Here is a 17,845-nt window from a genome sequence, read left to right on the forward strand (position 1 = left end):
GGAACGGAGTGAGCTGCCTGCGCAGCTCACGGCGGGTCTCGAAGGGATTCGCGTACTCGCGAATCGGCGGCCCGCAGAATGTGGGCGAGCCCCTCGTGGCCGTTGCCAAAATACAAATGCCCGCTTGCGCGGGCATTTGTATTCCAATCAGTTCTTGCAGTTCTCCAAGTCTAGCGGCTGCTCTTCGCACTACCAAGCTGCTCCAGCACCTGACGCGGTGCTTCGGCGTAGTGCTTGAACTCCATCGTATAAGTTGCCCGGCCCTGGGTCAGAGAACGCAAGGACGTCGAGTAGCCAAACATTTCCGCCAACGGTACTTCGGCACGGACCAGCTTGCCACCGCCGCCGGCAATATCTTCCATACCCTGCACCATGCCGCGCCGTGACGACAGATCGCCCATGACGTTGCCGGTGAAGTCTTCCGGGGTCTCCACCTCAACTTGCATCATTGGCTCCAGCAAAATCGGCTGAGCGCGTCGCATGCCTTCCTTGAACGCCATCGAGCCGGCAATCCGGAATGCATTTTCGTTCGAGTCGACATCGTGATACGAGCCGAAGGTCAGCGTCACCTTGACGTCCACCACCGGATAGCCAGCCAGTACCCCGGTTTTCAGTGTTTCCTGAATACCCTTGTCGACCGCCGGAATGAATTCGCGCGGAATGACACCGCCCTTGATGGCGTCCACGAATTCATACCCTTTGCCGGAAGGCAACGGCTCCAGCTTCAGCACCACATGACCGAACTGCCCGCGTCCGCCGGATTGTTTGACGAACTTGCCTTCGACATCCTCCACCGTTTTGCGAATCGCTTCCCGATAGGCCACCTGCGGTTTGCCGACGGTTGCTTCAACGTGAAACTCGCGCCGCATGCGATCCACCAGAATTTCCAGATGCAGCTCGCCCATGCCGGAAATGATCGTCTGTCCCGACTCTTCATCGGTATGCACGCGGAAGGACGGATCTTCCTGCGCCAGACGATTGAGCGCAATGCCCATCTTTTCCTGATCGACCTTGGTCTTCGGTTCCACTGCCTGCGAAATCACCGGCTCCGGAAATACCATGCGTTCCAGAATGATGACGTGATCGGGATCCGTCAGCGTGTCGCCCGTGGTGACATCCTTGAGACCGACCGCCGCGGCGATATCGCCGGCATACACATCCTTGATTTCCTTGCGCTCATTGGCATGCATCTGGAGGATGCGGCCAAGCCGCTCCTTCTTGCCCTTGAGCGGGTTGTAAACCGTGTCACCGGAACTGATGACGCCCGAATACACGCGGAAGAAAATCAATTGGCCGACGAACGGGTCGGTCATGATCTTGAAGGCCAGCGCCGAGAAATTTTCGTCATCGGATGGATGCCGCTCAATTTCCTGATCGTGTTCATCGTGACCTTTGATCGCCGGCACATCAACCGGCGACGGCAGATAGTCGATCACGGCATCCAGCATCGACTGCACGCCCTTGTTCTTGAACGCACTGCCGCACAACATCGGCACGATTTCATTGGCGATGGTGCGCACGCGCAAGCCATGCTTGATCTCAGCCTCGGTCAGCGGCGTGCCGTTCAGATACTTGTTGAGCAATTCTTCGCTGGCTTCGGCCGCCTGTTCGATCATCTTCTCGCGCCATTCGGTGGCGCTGGCCAGCAGCTCCGCCGGAATGTCGCGGTACTCGAACAATACGCCCTGGCTTTCTTCATCCCAGATGATTGCCTTCATCTTGACCAGATCGATCACGCCCTGGAAATGATCTTCGCTGCCGACCGGAATCTGCACCGGCACCGCCTTGCCTTTCAAGCGTTCGCTGATTTGTCGTTGCACGCGGAAGAAGTCGGCGCCGACGCGATCCATCTTGTTGACGAATGCCATGCGCGGCACGCCGTATTTATTGGCTTGACGCCACACGGTTTCCGACTGCGGCTGAACGCCGCCGACGGCATCGTAGACCATGACCGCGCCATCGAGCACGCGCATGGAACGCTCGACTTCAATCGTGAAGTCGACGTGACCCGGGGTATCGATGATGTTGATGCGGTGTTCCGGATAGTCGCCGGCCATGCCTTTCCAGAAGGCAGTGGTGGCAGCCGAAGTGATCGTGATGCCGCGTTCCTGTTCCTGCTCCATCCAGTCCATGGTGGCAGCGCCGTTATGGACTTCGCCAAGTTTGTGATTGACACCGGTATAGAACAGGATGCGCTCGGTCGTCGTGGTTTTGCCAGCGTCGATATGGGCGCTGATGCCGATGTTCCGATAGTGCTCGATTCTGGTCTTGCGTGTCATGGCGTTTCCTTTCATGCACTGCAGATGCGGCTGCAAGAATCATACGCCCGGACTTGCACCACCGGTGCGAAATCGCGCTGACGGCCACCGTATCCGAAAGTGGTGCGCCATCGTATGTCTTGTCGGCAAGATGTGCAGTGACTTGCCGGGGTTAATTATGTAATGCGTGTTACATATTAATGATTTGCCAAATTCACTGTCAAGACAATTTTGTAACTCAAGTTAAATTAAGCTACACTGAACCCATTCCAGCAGCAAAGTGACAACACAAGGAGCAGCGATCATGCAGACCAGAGGACGGCCACGCAGTTTTGACCGGGAGCAGGCATTACACGTGGCCATGCAAGTATTTTGGAACAAAGGGTATGAAGGCACCACCATGGCCGACCTGACGGCCGCCATCGGCGTCAAGGCGCCGAGCCTGTATGCCGCGTTCGGCGACAAGAACGCCTTGTTCAGAGAAGCGGTGGATTGCTACGCTGCCACTGCCGGTGCAGCGCCGCTGGCAGCGCTCAAGGGCGGTCAGGGGATTCGGGCCGACCTCAGCAATATGCTGCGCGCCAGTGTCGCCATGTTTGACGATCCGGCCAATGGCAAAGGTTGCATGGTGGTCATGTCAGCCATCAATTGCGCACCGGAAAATCTGGCGCACAGCGATGAGCTGACGATCCGGCGGCAAAAGAAACGGACCGAGCTGGAAAAGAGACTGGCGCAGGCGCAAGAGCAAAACGAATTGCGCGCGGACGCTGATATCAAAGGCTTGAGTGATTTTTATATCGGGGTGTTGCATGGTTTGTCACTCGGTTCACGCGATGGCGTGTCGAGCGAACGCATGTACAAGATCATCGACTATGCGATGCAAGTGCTGGATGCGGAGATGCGGCCGGCGTCTGCGAATCGGGAAACCACAACTTTTCCTGATTCGCAGAGCAAGGCTTGATGCGATGCCGGCGGGTGCCGGCGATCAGGCTGCCAGCGCGGTGCTGCCGTCGTTTTCCTTCAACTGGCCGCCGAGCGCTTCAATCAGGTCGGCCAGCAGCTTGCTGACTTCACCGGTCATCAGCATGAAGTCGCCGTCGAAACGCTCGTCATCGTTCTTGGAGGTGACGTCCGAATCTTCCTTCAATACATCGAGTGGCGAGATGCGCTTGATCGACAGGTTTTCCGTCAGTACGAAGGAAATCTTGTCATTCCATGTCATCGCCAGCCGCGTGCATTGCTTGCCGGATTCGATATGGCGGCGGACATCTTCCGGCTCCAATGTATGGCGCACATAACGCACGGTGGCCTTGCTTTCGCCGGTGGCGCGCAATTCGGTATCCTGATCGACAGTAAAGCCGCTCGGTGCTTCATCGGCGGCCAGCCAGTCAGTCATCGAAGCCAGTGGCGAGCGCACGGTGCGCAGTGTTTCCAGAGGGAATTTCGGAATGGCCTTGAGCAACAGCTTCAAGACTTCTTCGGCCTTGCCCGGACTGCCGGCATCGACAATCAGCCAGCCATTGACCGGATCGATCCAGGTCCAGGTGCTGCGCACGATGCTGAACGCGCGCGGCAGCAATTCATCCGTGACCTGTTCCTTCAATTCCTTGGTTTGCTTGCGTCCGGGCGGGAAGCCTTGTTGCTCTTCCATTTCCACGGCACGCGCCTTGGTGACCTGATTGATCACGGTGGCGGGCAACAGTTTTTTCTCGGTGCTCAGTTGCAACAGGAATTGGCGGTTGACGGTGTGCACCAGGCGTTCATTGCCGCGTGGCGAAATCCAGCCTTGGGTTTGCATGTCCAGACTGGAGCAGGGCGCGAATGCTTGCGATGCGAGGTGCTCTTCGAGTTGATCGGCAGTGATGGCCCACGGTGCGGGGAGACGGTAAATCTGAAGGTTCTTGAACCACATGGCAGTCGGGGGCAAAAGGGAGCATTCTACACGCAGCGGCAAGCACTGTTAAGAATGGCAGTGGATGGGAAATGTTTAGGCGGGAACAGATCAATCATTTTGAAACAGATCGCCCTGCATCAATGCCGGACGATCTGTTGCCGGCTCTTTTTTGGAGAGTGCACTCGCGCGCACACCGAGCAAACGCAAGCGCCGGTCAAGCGTGATGCGGCGCAGGCATTCGCCGGCGGCACGTCGTATCACGGCGGCATCATCGGTGGCGGCGGTCAGTGTCAGATCGCGTGTCACGGTCCGGAAATCGGCGAAGCGCAACTTGATGCCGACGGTAGCGCCGAGATAACCCTTGCGCTGCAAGTCGCCGGCCAGGCGGGTACACAGGCTGGTAAAAATATCGGTCAGTTCATTGCGATCACTCTTGGCGTGCAAATCACGTTCGAAGGTTGATTCGCGGCTGATCGATTTCGGTTCGGAACTGGTGACCACCGGCCGGTTGTCTTCACCATTGGCGGCACGCAACAACCATTCGCTGTAGGTACGGCCGAAATTTTCCTGCAACAGCGCCGGATCGGCCTTGGCCAGATCGGCTATCGAATGCAGGCCCATCACTGCCAGCTTCTCGACTGCCTTGGGGCCGATGCCATTGATTTTCTTGACGGACAAAGGCCAGATGCGGGTGGCGATATCGTCCCGCGTCAGCAAGGTGATGCCATTCGGCTTGTCGAGCTCGGAACAGATTTTGGCCAGCAACTTGTTGGGCGCGATGCCGATGGAACAGGTCAGGCCGGTGGCAGCGTTGACGGCGTCCTTGATGCGTTGCGCCAGCGTGCGGATGTCGTCATCGATGTCGCTGAGGTCAATGTAGATTTCATCGATACCGCGATCTTCAATCAGCGGTGCGAGTTCGGCGACAGCATTTTTGAACAGGCGCGAATGACGGCGATAGGCATCGAAATCGGTGGGCAGCAGAATCGCATCGGGACTCAGCCTGGCTGCCTTCATCATGCCCATGCCGGAAAAGACACCGAGCGCGCGCGCTTCGTAGGTGGAGGTAGTGACGACGCCGCGGCCGACATAATCGCGTAGCTTGAAATAACGCAAGCTGCCGTCGGCTTGCACTTCAGGATGATGTTTGCTGCCGCCGCCGACCACTACGGGATACCCGCGCAATTCGGGATAGCGCAGCAATTCAACTGAAGCATAAAACGCATCCATGTCCAGATGGGCGATGCGGCGGACCGGCGAAAGCATGAAGTCAAGTCGTGGAATGTTGATGAGGCTGTAGCATACCACCACTGTATGAAAACACAGTGATAAAACCACGCCATTTCAGCCATTGACCGTGCCGCACGTCTCAATAATGCGGCGGTCTTTCATTTTCGATATTGCGTTCGGCGCTGCTGCCGTCGCCTTCCTTGAGACGGCGCGCCAGCGCCAGCAGCAAACCTTCCAGTTCATCGATTTTCTTTTGCTGGCGGTAGACGGTCTGGTTCAGGGTCTCGACCGTGTCTTCCTGGCGCGTCAGTTTCACTTCGATGTCGATCAGACGTTCTTCCATACTCATGATGCGGATTCCTTGTTGGTTGCCAGCCATTGCGACACGCCGCCGGCAGCGGCGCGTCCGCTGGCGAAGCAGGCTGTCAGCAGATAGCCGCCGGTAGGGGCTTCCCAGTCCAGCATTTCGCCGGCGCAAAATACGCCGGGCAATTGGTGCAGCATCAGATCATGCGTCAGTGCTTCGAACGGTACGCCACCGGCGCTGCTGATGGCTTCGTCGATGGGGCGCACGGCGCTCAGCGTCAACGGCAAGGCCTTGATGGCGCGCGCCAGGGCAGCGTTGTCGCCGAAGGTGGCGGCGTCGGTGCATTCCCGTAGCAGGCCGGCTTTGACGCCGGCCAGTTTGAGCCGGCTTTGCAGATGACTGGACATCGAGCGCGAACCGCGTGGATGCGACAGTTCCTGTTGTACCCGGTCCAGACTCCAGTCGGGTAGCAGATCGAGATAGAGCACGGCTTTGCCGTCGGCTTCAATGGCATCGCGCAGTGGCGCTGACAAGGCATAAATCAGACTGCCTTCAATGCCGCCGGCGGTGATGACGAATTCGCCGCGACGTGCGGCACCGCCGGCGGTGTGGGCACTGATCGATTTCAGCGGTTGGCCGGCGAACCGGCTGCTGAAGTGTTCGCTCCACGGCAAGGTAAAACCGCAATTGGCGGGACGCAGCGGCGCAATCGGAATGCCGTGTGCCGCCAGCAATGCGGTCCAGCGGCCATCGGAACCGAGCCGCGCCCAGCTGCCGCCACCGAGCGCCAGTAGCAAGGCTTGCGGTTGGCGGATGACAGGACCATCCGGGGTGTCGAATTGCACGGCGCCGTCCGCATTCCAGCCGCACCATCGATGCCGCATATGAAAGCGTACCCCGGCTTCGCGCAAGCGATGCAGCCAGGCGCGCAACAGCGGCGCGGCTTTCATGTCGGTCGGGAACACGCGTCCTGAGGAACCGACGAAGGTGGCGATGCCGAGTTCATGGATCCAGGCACGCAAGGCATCGGCATCAAAGCCGTCCAGCAGTCTGGAAATGTCTTGCTGGCGTTGGCCGTAGCGTGTGCGGAATTGTTCGCTGGCTTCGGCATGCGTGATGTTCATGCCGCCTTTGCCGGCCAGCAGAAATTTGCGGCCGACTGATGGCATGGCGTCGTACAGATCGACGGCGATGCCCTGTTGCGACAATACTTCTGCCGCCATCAAACCGGTCGGACCACCGCCGATGATGGCCACCTGTGGTGGCCGGGCGACCGGCGACGCCGGATCAGTGGCGGTGCGGGGCACTGTATTTCTTTTCCAGCTTGCTGACCAGCAACGCCAGGCAAATGGTCATTGAAAAATACACCACGGAAATCGTGATATACGGTTCCCAGTAGCGCGAATAACTGCCGGCCACGGTGCGCGCGGCATAGGCCAGTTCGGCCAGACCGATGGTGGAGACCAGCGAGGAATCCTTGAGCAGGGTGATGGCTTCATTACCGAGCGGCGGCAGCATGCGGCGAAACGCTTGCGGCAACACCACATAGCGCATAGTCAGCCGGTAACCCATGCCGAGACTGGACGCGGCGTAAGTCTGACCGCGATCAATCGACTGGATGCCGGCGCGGAAGATTTCCGAAATGTAGGCGCCGGCATTGAGTGACAGCGCCACGATACCGGAGATGAAGGCGCCGTAGTCTTGCTTGATCGAGCGCGCCAGTTCACCGGAAATCAGCAAGCCGCCGTCCTGATGGATCAGGACCGGCATGACTGCAAAGTGGATCAGCAGGATTTGCACGAACAGCGGCGTACCGCGAAAAAAGGCGACGTAAAACGCGGTCAGCCAGCGGCACAGCTTCAAAGGATATTTCCATGGCCCGTGCTTGACCTCGGCCAGCCGCAACATGCCCAGAAGCAGGCCCAGTATCGTGCCGATGACGATACTGATCACGGCCACCCGCAGCGTCATGAAAAAGCCTTTGACGAACAGCGGCGCGTAGCCTTCTATGATGCTCCAGCGGAAATCCATGTTGAAAGAAAGGTAGTTGAAAGTGAAAATGCGCAGGCGGGTGCGCCTGCGCATTCGAATCCATCAGCGATGCGCCGGAATTATACCGTAGCGCTGCCTGCCGCCGTCCGCGCCGTAACGCTGGCCCGGATGCCGGCGGCCCGGCGGAAATTACTTCTTGTCGCTGCCGAAGTACTGTTCGCTGATCTTGGCAAAGCTGCCGTCGGCCTTCATGTCGGCCAGACCCTTGTTGATCTTGTTCAGCAACTCGGTATTGCCCTTGCGCACGGCAATGCCGTAATACTCTTTCGGGAAACCGGCATCGGCGACGGTGCGCAGCTTGCTGGAAGGGTTGTTGGTAATGTAATTGCGGACCACTGCATCATCGGCCACCACGGCATCAACGCCGCCGCCTTCGAGTTCCTTCAGCGCCAGCGGCGTGGAGTCGAGGCGCTTGATGTTGGGATTGTTCTTGCCCAGCAGTTGCTGCACGATCTCATCGCCGGAAGTGGCGCTCTGGACGCCGACTTTCAGGGGCTTGAGATCGTCGAACTTCTGAACTTTGGTATCGCTGCCGGCGACGGCGATCAGTTGTGTCGCTTCAAAATAAGGCGCAGAAAAATCGACTGTCTGCTTGCGCTCGTCAGTAATCGTGATGGCGGAAATCAGCAGATCACGGTCGCCCTGGGCGAGGAAGTTGAAGAAGCCTTCGAACGGGGTCGGGATGAATTTGACTTCGATGCCGATTTTTTGGGCCAGTGCTTTCATGACGTCGATGTCGAAACCGACCACGTCTTTTTGTTCATTCTCCGAAGAAAACGGCGCATAGGCCGATTCCACGCCAACCAGATAAACCGATGGTTTGGCCGGGGTGGCGTCGGCAGCCGCTTCTTTCTTGCCGCACGCCGACAAACTCAATAAGCCGATCAGCAAGGCCGCCATCGGGGTGTATCGCTTGAAAAATTGATTCATTGCCATCTTTCTGAAAAATAAAATAGCCACACCCGGTTCCGGTTCAGTGTTGCTGAGGTTGCTTGCTGCAATGCCGTGGCGGGTTGCAGCCAGTGCGCGGCAGCCGGGTTGGCGCAGGCGTGATTGTAAACGCTTGCCGCAATTGCTTGCGAAATAAGCACGCTGTATGTGGGGGAAATGTTGTATTCAGACGCCGGGCGATGGCTGAAATGCTGCCCGACGGCAATCATGCAAAATCAGATGCCGGCGGCGCTGCCCGTTGCAGGCAGCGCCGGTGAGCGATTATTGCTCGGGACGGCGTACGGTCTGGAAGATGTACTTGAGGGCATCACCGATGGTGGATTCCCACACTGGCCAGGCATGCGCACCGTTGACGATACGCAATTCGGCAGGTTGCTTGTTCTTGCGCAACAGTTCATAAAACTGGGTGGCTTCGCTTTCGATGTTGAAGTCGTCATCGTCGCCGGAGTTGATGTACATCGGTACCTTGATGTCTTTCTTCAGGAACGCATCCCACAGTGCCGGATAGTTATGGGCTTTCCATACTGCGGCATCGTAGTCAGGCGCACCGAACACCTTGACGAAACGCGCCGAGGACGTGACCGGCGGTTCCGGGTTGTAGATCGCCGGGCTCAGCAGCGCCGCTGCCTGGAATTTTTCCGGATACTTGAGCGCAAAACGCAGGGCGCCATAGCCACCCATCGACAAGCCGCCAACCAGACGACCATCGCGACCAGTCAGCGTGCGGAAGCGCTTTTGCACCTGCGGGATCAGATCCGAGATGAAGGCGGTTTCCATCTTTTCCTTGAGATCGACAAACCAGGTGGTGCCGGCATCCGGCATGATGATGATGGCCGGCGGAATGTCGCCGGACGCGATCAAGGCATCGGCAGTCGCCTGAATGCGGCCCTTGACCACCCAGTCATTGCGATGGCCGTCATTGCCATGCAACAGGTACAACACCGGATAGCGCAATTGGGATGTCTCGTAGCCGGTCGGCAGATAGACGTTGTAATTCCAGCTGCGGCCCAGCGCCGGTGACTGGAATTCGACATTGGTGATGCTGCCTGCGTGTGCGCCGATGGCGCAGCACAGCCACAGGAACAGCACGGACAGGTGCTTGCTGATGCGATGCATGATTTCTCCTAGATGTTATTTGAATGCTGATTCCGGATCATTTCCATGGGAAATTTCCGGAGCGCAAGTATAACGGGCATGGAGAATTCATGCCGGCGGCAGCGCGCTTACGCGGTTTTCGGTTTGGCCAGCAAGGCTTTCAGATTGGCCAGCCGGTTTTGCGGCGTAATGGTTTCGGCTTCGGTCGGCACCGCGTCGCCTTCATCCAGACGCATTTCCTTGATGAAGCGCGACATGTCGCATTGCACATATTCACGCGCCCGCTTGCGGCGTTTGCACCAGGTGATTTGCAGGCTGCGTTGTGCGCGCGTGATGCCGACATACATCAGCCGGCGTTCTTCTTCGATACGCGCGCCCATGGTTTCGGCCGGGGCATCGGGATCCCCTTTGTGCGGCAAGATGCCTTCTTCGACGCCGATCAGAAACACGTGCGGAAACTCCAGTCCCTTGGAGGCGTGCAGGGTCGACATGCGCACCGCATCCGGCTCTTCATCCTTGCCTTCGAGCATGGTCATCAAGGCCACCATCTGAGTCAGTTCCAGCACATTCTTTTCATCGCCGGAACCATCCTTGCCGCCGCAACCGCGTTCCTTGAGCCAGCCGGTGAAGTCCAGCACGTTCTGCCATTTGCTTTGCGCCTGCCGCTCGTCGAAGGTGTCATAGACATAGGCTTCGTAATTGATGGCGGCCATCAGATCGTCCAGCACCTCGGCTGCATGTTCGCCGCTGCCGGACGGCCCGGGGCGGCTGGCGCGCGATTCAAGGCGGTTGATGAAGTCGCAGAACTGCCGCAGCGGGGTCAACTGGCGGTCGGCCAGCTTGTCTTCGATACCGCCTTTGTACACGGCTTCGAACAGCGAACATTGCCATTGTCCGGCGACCGTGCCCAGCACTTCCAGTGTCGATTGGCCGATGCCGCGGCGTGGCGTGGTGACGGCGCGAATGAATGCCGGGTCGTCCTCCTGATTGGCGATCAGGCGCAGGTAGCTGATGATGTCCTTGATTTCGGCGCGATCGAAATAACTCTGGCCGCCCGACATCACATAAGGAATGCGTTCGCGGCGCAAGGCTTTTTCGATGATGCGGCTCTGATGATTGCCGCGATACAGAATTGCATAATCGGAAAATTTGGCGTGGCGTTCGAAACGGTGTGCCGACAGCAGAATGGCGACCTGTTCGGCTTCGGCTTCGTCGTCGTCCATACCCATCACCTTGATCGGATCGCCAAGGCCATGCTCCGACCACAGTGCCTTGTCGAACAGTTTCGGATTGTTCGAAATCACCGAGTTGGCGGCTTGCAGGATACGGGTGCTGGAACGGTAATTCTGTTCCAGCTTGATCAGATGCAGATTCGGAAAATCGACTTGCAGCGTTTTCAGGTTTTCGATGGTGGCGCCGCGCCATGCGTAAATCGCCTGGTCATCGTCACCCACCGCCGTAAACATCGGTTTCTTGCCAATCCCCGACACCAGCAATTTGACCAATTCATACTGGCAGGTATTGGTGTCCTGATATTCATCGACCAGCAAATAGCGCAGCTTGCGCTGCCAGCGGTCGCGCACTTCTTCATTGTTGCGGAACAGTTCTACCGGTAAACGGATCAGGTCGTCGAAGTCGACCGCCTGATAGGCCGACAGCGTGGCGACATAGCTGGCGTAAATCCGCGCGGCTTGCGCTTCATCTTCGTCAACCGCATTCTTGAGTGCAAGTTCGGGAGTGACCAGGCCGTTTTTCCACAACGACATGTCGTTCTGAATGCGCCGGATCAATTGCTTGTCGGTGGTGGTGGCGAGGTCTTGCACCAGTGAAAAGCAATCATCGCTGTCCATGATCGAGAAGCGATCTTTCAGACCCAGATACCTGGCTTCCTGACGCAAGATCTTGACTCCCAGCGAATGGAAGGTGGATACCGTCAGATGCTTGGCCTGCTTCGGTTCTTTGAGCAACTTGGCGATACGTTCCTGCATTTCCAGGGCCGCCTTGTTGGTAAAGGTCAGGGCCGCGATATGGCGTGGCTCATAGCCGCACGTCTCGATCAGATGCGCGATCTTTTGCGTAATCACGCGCGTCTTGCCGGAACCGGCGCCGGCCAGCACCAGGCACGGACCTTCCATGTACTTGACGGCTTCGCTTTGGGGCGCGTTCAGACCAAATGAGGGACTTGCAGACATGCGATGGCCGGAGTGGAATCAGGGTTGAAAGACAGGGCTGGGATGCCGGACTGAAATACCGGACAAAACAAGCGGGCCATTGTAACAGGCCGCAGTGTGGGACAATTGCGGCGGTCCCTTAATCTTTGCGCCACCATGAAATTCAATCACCTGATTCAAATCAACGATCCGCTCAATCCCCTGATCGAGCCAATCGGCCGCGATCTGCTATGGCGCGGCCTGGTATTGCGGGCCGAAGCTCCGATGTTGTTCATGTCGCATCTTGATCAGTGTGAACTGTCTGACAAGAAGATTGATTCAGTGCAACGGATGTTGCGTTATGGCGAGTTGCGGATTCGCGACACGGTGACTTATCTGCCGCAGATTCAGGTGCATTATCAGGTGCCGGCGCAGGGCGAGATTCCGCAATCGAGCATGAGCATGACCATCGAAGTGCCGGCGGAAGAGCAATTGTTCGTGCGCTTTGAATACGACGATGGCACGCCTGAAGTGGTCAGCGGCGAAGACGCGTTTTACAACGAGTTTCGCCGCTCGGCCTATGAAGAAGCGGACATCGATACCATCAAGATCATTCGCGAACTGATTGCGACCGGGCAATTGAAGTAAACCTGCCCGGCCGCTGTCTGGCTGCTGCCTGGCACTTGTCAGGTCAGCGCCCGATTGATGACGGCGCCGCCGACGATCAGCCAGCCGAACAGCAAACCGCCCAACAGCAGTGGCCGCATGCCGGCACGCCGCACCGCCGACGCCTGGGTGGTCAGGCCGAGTGCGGCCATCGCCATCGCCAGCAACAAGGTATCGACATCGAGCAGGAAAGCATTCACGGCTGCCGGCAACGGTGCAATCGAGTGCAGTGCGACCACGCCGATGAAGGCGAACGCAAACCAGGGCACGCCCAGCTTATCCTTGCCGCCGGCGGCGACTTTGCCGGCGCTGCGCCGCATGAAGGCCGACAAAATCAGCAGGAACGGCGCCAGCATCATGACCCGCACCATCTTCGCAATCACGGCTGTGTTGGCCGTGCTTTCATCAATCGAACGGGCCGCCGCCAATACCTGCGCCACTTCATGCACGGTAGAACCGATATAGATGCCGAAATCAGGCGCCTGCTGATGCCACCATGGCAATTGCTGGCTCCACTGATGCAGCATCGGATACAGGAACATCGCCAGCGAACCGAACACCACCACGGTCGACACCGCCACCGTCACCTGTTCGCTGCGCGCCCGCAGCACCGGCTCGGTAGCCATTACCGCGGCAGCGCCGCAGATCGAACTGCCGGCACCGATCAGCAACACCGCATTGCGTTCCAGCTTGAACAGTTTGACGCCGATCAGATACGCCATGGCGAAGGTCGAGGTCAGCATCACCGCGTCAATCAACACGCCGCGCACGCCGACCTGGGCGATGTCCTGAAACGTCAGCCGCAAGCCATACAACACGATGCCCAGACGCAACAGGTTTTGCCTGGAAAAGCGCACGCCGGCATCGCAACTGGCCGGCAGGCGCGCCAGTACGGTGTTGCCGAGCAACATGCCCAGCATGATGGCGACGGTCAGTGCACTCAGGCCATGTGCCTGCATCCAGTCAATCCGGCCCAGCGCCATCGCTGCCAGCGCCATGCCGGCACTGAGCACCAGACCGGGCAGCAATCCGGTCAGTGGTTTGTGTATTGATCTGAACATTGGAGCGAACGACATCATGATGTTTTAGCGTCTGGTGAGGATGCTTTAACTGTAATATCCTCCGCTATAAAAGAAAAACGCGTTATTTTGATGATATCTACCTGAAAAACAGGTTGATCAGGATGTGATGAAGTTTTAGCGGGAGCAAACCATGAAGATAAGCTTGCGGCAGTTGCAGATTTTTCTGGCGGTGGCGCAGTCCGGCAGCACCACCGCTGCGGCGGACATGATTGCCTTGTCGCAATCGGCGGCCAGTGCGGCATTGAATGAGCTGGAACACCTGTTGGCGGTGAAACTGTTTGACCGCGTCGGCAAACGCCTGCTGCTCAATGACAATGGCCGCCTGCTGCTGCCGCAGGCGCGTCATATGCTGGATGCTGCCAACACGATTGAGCAACAGTTCCTGAAGCCGGATCAGGCCGGCGCCGAATTGCATATCGGCGCCAGCACCACGATTGGCAGTTATCTGTTGCCGGCGATGGTGGCCGCTTATCGTCGCCGGCATCCGCAACTGCGGATTCGCGCGCTGGTCGCCAATACCGCCGACATCGTCGCCGCCGTCAGCAACTTCGAAGTCGATGCCGGTTTGATCGAAGGGCCGTGCCATGCTGATGATGTCGAAGTCGAACCCTGGATTACCGATGAGCTGATCGTGGTGGCGGCGCCCGGACATCCGTTGGCGGCCGCCGGCCAGGTGCCGACATTGCAGGCGCTGGGCCGGGCCGACTGGTTGCTGCGTGAAGCAGGATCGGGGACGCGAGAGGCAGTCGAGCATGCCTTGCTGCCGTATCTGCATCATTTGCCCTCGGCCTGCGAATTCGGCAATTCGGAAGCGATCAAGCGCGCCACCGCAGAAGGATTGGGCATCAGTTGCCTGTCGCGCGCGGTGGTGGCAGATTTGCTGGAATCGGGCCGGCTGGTCGAATTGCATTCGCCGTTGCCGGTATTGCGCCGGCATTTCTATCTGGTGGTCAGCCGGCACCGGGTACTGTCGGCGCGGTTGCAAGCCTTGCTCGAATTCTGTCGCAGCTGGGGTGCCGGCGGAGCTGTCTGAGGGCGGCGGGAATTCTTGTCGTCGTCATGAGTCCATCTGCGTTCAGGTAGCTGCTTGCGGCCATCGGAACAGCGCTCCGATCCGAGACTGCAGGCATATCGTTTGATGGTCCAGACAGGAGTCGATGATGAGCATGATAAACAGTGTGCGCTGCGCCGGACTTTCCGGTTCCCTCCCGGCCGGCGCCAATTCCCCCGGCCGCAACAGTCAGCCGGTCAGGCCGCCGCCTGCATTGCCGGTGCCGGCCGGTGTCAATGTCAATCTGTCCCGTGCCGCCCGCAGCGCGCTCGGTGACAATCCCGCCCTGGATGCTTATATCGCGGCACATACCGTCAACATGGCCAGTCCGGAACAACAGGCTGCGACCCTGATCCGGCGCATGTTCCGGGATCAGTGGGGGCAAGACGTCGATCCCGACAACACCTTTCTGACCACCTTCAATTACCTCGATGATGGCAGCGGCGCGGCCAAACCGGCAGAGCTGGTGCGCCGCATATCGCTGACCCGGGCGCTGCTGTCGAATGTCCAGGAGCCGGTCAGCAGCACCGCCCGCCGGCAGCCGTTCGACCACGGCGGCGGGCCAAGCCTGACGCTGGTGCCAGGCTTGCCGACGCCAGATCACGTATTGCGCACGATGCCCGCGCTGCTGACGCCGCTGTTCCGGCTGGCGCAGGCCACCACGCCATTGCTGCAATGGCAGCCGGAGGTGCGCACTTATGAAGCGCTGTATCGTGGCGGCGCCACAGCGCATTACGATCGCAGCACCCAACTCGACGTCGCGCCGCAAGCATTTCGCGCTGCGCTCTGGGACATGGATCCCGGCACCACCCGCGAGCGTTATCTGGACCAGTTCTGGCGCGCCCATGAGTCGGCATATCCCTTGCTGGCAAAGATGGCCTATGTGCAGGCTTGCCAGTGGCAATTTCAGGAGGGCAGTCTGAGCGCCGCCGGCCATGCACTGGCCGCGCGCGTGGCCGGATTGCAGCCGGCATGGCAGTGGCAGGATTTGAGCCTGAATGACTTGCGCACGGGACATCTTGCCGATCCTGATCTGCAAACCGGCCTGCTCGATATTCACGCGTATCAGGCCACCGATATCGTGTACGCGACCGACAAGAAAAGTCAGCTTACCTTGTTGTACATTCCGGGAAATTCATCGCCGTTGCATGAATTCGCTAATCCCGCCGCGATGAAAAACTGGCTGGCGCTGCAAGCCCGGGATAGTCAAAAGCGGGCCGCGCTGTTGTCGCATTTCACGCTGGCCGACCGACCTGATGGCTATACCCGGGCTGGCGTCGAAGAAGCTTTGCAGGGACTGGCGGCGTGGCCTGGCGTACGGCATGCATCGGGTGGCTTGCTGTCGTTCAATCGCGCTACCTTCAGCGGTTACTGGAATCCGCAGAGCTATGTCAATCAGCAGGCCGCTGTCAGCAGTGATCCGTTCGCCGCGATTGCGCGTCAGCAGAAAGCCCGGTCTTATACGGATGCTGCTTTGCTGGTGCGGTCAGATCGCGACGTTCGCAAAGCCGAAGTCAGTCGCGTTCTGGACGCGGCGGCGCTGATGCTGGTGCCGCTGGCATTGCTGGTTCCGGGTGCCGGCGCGGCGGTCGATGCGGCACTGTTGTCGATTGGTGCGGCCGAAATCGGCATCGGCGCTGATGATCTGGCGCGGGGCAAATTGGCCACGGGGCAGGGGCGGATTGCGTTTGGTTTGCTCAATGCGCTGCCTGTGGCGTCAACTGTCGTGGCGCAGTCGTTGCTGAATACCGGCGCGCGCATCGGCAAGGCGGCAGGCGATGCCGGCCTCGGCAGCCTCGGTGCCGAGGCGCAATTGCCGGCGGATGCGCGAGCCTGGATGCCGCAGTTGTCTCATCCGCCCGGCTTGGTCGTCGCACAGAAGGCGGCACCGCTTGATGTCCGTTTGTTGCCGTATGTGAGCCGCCACGGCCGCGCCGGATTGCAGATGGATGCGCAGGGCATGTATTGGATCGGGCAACGGCCCTATGCCGCCATTGGCGATCAGTTGTTTCGGCTGCAAAAGGAAAGCAGCGGGCCCGGCTATCGCTTGCTCGCCGATGACGACCTGGTGGCCCGTTTCAATGCACCATTGCTGAGGCGTCGCGCCGATGGCATCTGGGAACCCGCGCCAATGGCCGGACTGCGTGGCGGCGGTGACGTTGACGGCGCCGCGCTTGCCGGCACCACGGACAACGCGGACAGCATTGCTTCTTTTTCCAGCATCGTCAGTAGCGGCAGCACGCTGCCAATTCCGCGTGCACCGTTGGCGCAGGCGCAGAGCGAGAGTACTTCGCTCCAGGCGTACTACGCGGGACTGGCGGCGGATGCCGACGTCGTATCTGCATCCACCTCTGCCTCTACATCCGAAGCAGCGCCTGTCGGCAGCAGCCGCCTGCGCCGTTTTTCGTACACGCTGTTGCCTCCGCCGATACGGGCAGGATTGTCGCCGGCCGTCATGCAAAGCGAAGCACGGGCAATTTATGATGACGTGCGGGCACTCTACAAAAAGGGCGTGAAGTCCAGCAACAAACTGCATCTCGATGATGCCGGGCGTATTCTCGAACAGGATGGCGTCAGGCAAATTGATGCCGGCCTCAAACTCTCGAAACTCATTCGCCGTCCGTATCGCAGCGCCGATATCGCCGCGGCGGAACGACTGCGTGCCGGCAATTGCGATGAAATGGCGCGTAGCGTGATCTGGCGCGCACAGCAACAGGGATTGCCGGCGCGCCTCGGTTATATCGACGAAGGAGGCGATCATTTCTTTGCCGTCATCGGCGACCATTTGCCGGATCGCGTGCGTCATATCAACGAATTGTCGCAAGCCTGGATTGCCGACCCCTGGGCCGGCATTTTCGCGCCGGCCGCAGAATACGAAGATCGCTTTGTCGCCAAAATGAACAAATGGCATCAGAACAACAAGATCGTCTGTTTCAAGGGTGACTGGATGCACGCCAACGATCCGCGCTGGCTCAACTCGGTGATTGGCAAGTTCAAGGCTATTGAGCCGATTTCTTACCGGCCGGTGATGTCCCGTGCCGGTCCGTCCACATCCTCGCGGTCGGCCGGCAGTTGCATGGAATCGTTGTGCTGATCTGGCGGCGTGCAG

Annotated in this window: 15 protein-coding genes; 4 read left to right on the forward strand and 11 right to left on the reverse strand. The window is 59.0% G+C overall.

Annotation, left to right across the window (positions count from 1 at the left end; genetic code table 11):
* Window positions 1-170: 170 nt before the first annotated feature.
* The gene (gene fusA / locus AKL27_RS19355; RefSeq protein ID WP_050464507.1) at window positions 171-2,279 is read right to left on the reverse strand and encodes an elongation factor G; all 2,109 of its coding nucleotides are present in this window, start codon (window positions 2,277-2,279) and stop codon (window positions 171-173) included.
* Window positions 2,280-2,559: 280 nt separating this feature from the next.
* Between fusA and AKL27_RS19360 the strand changes: the two genes are divergently transcribed.
* Window positions 2,560-3,219, forward strand: a complete 660-nt coding sequence (locus tag AKL27_RS19360) for a TetR/AcrR family transcriptional regulator (protein ID WP_050464574.1) — start codon at window positions 2,560-2,562, stop codon at window positions 3,217-3,219.
* Window positions 3,220-3,243: 24 nt separating this feature from the next.
* Here AKL27_RS19360 and AKL27_RS19365 read toward each other — a convergent pair whose 3' ends face one another.
* From AKL27_RS19365 to AKL27_RS19400, 9 genes are all read right to left on the reverse strand, one after another.
* Window positions 3,244-4,170: a recombination-associated protein RdgC gene (locus tag AKL27_RS19365; RefSeq protein ID WP_050464508.1), complete on the reverse strand. Its 927-nt coding sequence runs from the start codon at window positions 4,168-4,170 to the stop codon at window positions 3,244-3,246.
* Window positions 4,171-4,260: 90 nt separating this feature from the next.
* Window positions 4,261-5,418: a DNA polymerase IV gene (dinB, locus tag AKL27_RS19370; protein ID WP_050464509.1), complete on the reverse strand. Its 1,158-nt coding sequence runs from the start codon at window positions 5,416-5,418 to the stop codon at window positions 4,261-4,263.
* Between the two features lie 103 nt (window positions 5,419-5,521).
* A complete protein-coding gene (locus tag AKL27_RS19375; protein WP_050464510.1) occupies window positions 5,522-5,731 on the reverse strand; it encodes a SlyX family protein in 210 nt (69 codons plus the stop codon).
* Window positions 5,728-6,996, reverse strand: a complete 1,269-nt coding sequence (locus AKL27_RS19380; protein ID WP_050464511.1) for a TIGR03862 family flavoprotein — start codon at window positions 6,994-6,996, stop codon at window positions 5,728-5,730. The genes AKL27_RS19375 and AKL27_RS19380 overlap by 4 nt, the downstream gene beginning before the upstream one ends.
* Window positions 6,977-7,720 (reverse strand): amino acid ABC transporter permease, encoded by a 744-nt coding sequence (locus AKL27_RS19385; RefSeq protein ID WP_050464575.1) that lies wholly within the window; start codon window positions 7,718-7,720, stop codon window positions 6,977-6,979. Before AKL27_RS19385 ends, AKL27_RS19380 begins: the two co-directional genes overlap by 20 nt.
* Before the next feature lie 150 nt (window positions 7,721-7,870).
* A complete protein-coding gene (locus tag AKL27_RS19390) occupies window positions 7,871-8,671 on the reverse strand; it encodes a basic amino acid ABC transporter substrate-binding protein (protein ID WP_050464512.1) in 801 nt (266 codons plus the stop codon).
* Window positions 8,668-8,901 (reverse strand): hypothetical protein, encoded by a 234-nt coding sequence (locus tag AKL27_RS27875; RefSeq protein ID WP_157057016.1) that lies wholly within the window; start codon window positions 8,899-8,901, stop codon window positions 8,668-8,670. Before AKL27_RS27875 ends, AKL27_RS19390 begins: the two co-directional genes overlap by 4 nt.
* Before the next feature lie 52 nt (window positions 8,902-8,953).
* On the reverse strand, window positions 8,954-9,808 hold the full coding sequence (locus tag AKL27_RS19395) for an alpha/beta hydrolase (protein ID WP_050464513.1): 855 nt from the start codon (window positions 9,806-9,808) through the stop codon (window positions 8,954-8,956).
* A 107-nt stretch (window positions 9,809-9,915) separates the two neighbouring features.
* On the reverse strand, window positions 9,916-11,979 hold the full coding sequence (locus tag AKL27_RS19400; RefSeq protein ID WP_050464514.1) for a UvrD-helicase domain-containing protein: 2,064 nt from the start codon (window positions 11,977-11,979) through the stop codon (window positions 9,916-9,918).
* 135 nt (window positions 11,980-12,114) lie between these two features.
* Here AKL27_RS19400 and AKL27_RS19405 point away from each other — a divergent pair, with 135 nt between their 5' ends.
* Window positions 12,115-12,585 (forward strand): SRPBCC family protein, encoded by a 471-nt coding sequence (locus tag AKL27_RS19405; RefSeq protein ID WP_050464515.1) that lies wholly within the window; start codon window positions 12,115-12,117, stop codon window positions 12,583-12,585.
* Between the two features lie 38 nt (window positions 12,586-12,623).
* On the opposite strand, the gene AKL27_RS19410 is transcribed toward AKL27_RS19405, so the two are convergent.
* On the reverse strand, window positions 12,624-13,664 hold the full coding sequence (locus AKL27_RS19410) for a YeiH family protein (protein WP_157057017.1): 1,041 nt from the start codon (window positions 13,662-13,664) through the stop codon (window positions 12,624-12,626).
* A 151-nt stretch (window positions 13,665-13,815) separates the two neighbouring features.
* Between AKL27_RS19410 and AKL27_RS19415 the strand changes: the two genes are divergently transcribed.
* Window positions 13,816-14,718 (forward strand): LysR family transcriptional regulator, encoded by a 903-nt coding sequence (locus AKL27_RS19415; RefSeq protein ID WP_050464516.1) that lies wholly within the window; start codon window positions 13,816-13,818, stop codon window positions 14,716-14,718.
* A gap of 127 nt (window positions 14,719-14,845) precedes the next feature.
* Entirely contained in the window at window positions 14,846-17,830 is a 2,985-nt protein-coding gene (locus AKL27_RS19420) for a dermonecrotic toxin domain-containing protein (protein WP_050464517.1), read from the forward strand.
* Window positions 17,831-17,845 lie beyond the last annotated feature (15 nt).

Origin of the sequence: Herbaspirillum autotrophicum (genome assembly GCF_001189915.1) — a bacterium.
In the GTDB taxonomy this organism is placed as follows: domain Bacteria; phylum Pseudomonadota; class Gammaproteobacteria; order Burkholderiales; family Burkholderiaceae_D; genus Herbaspirillum; species Herbaspirillum autotrophicum.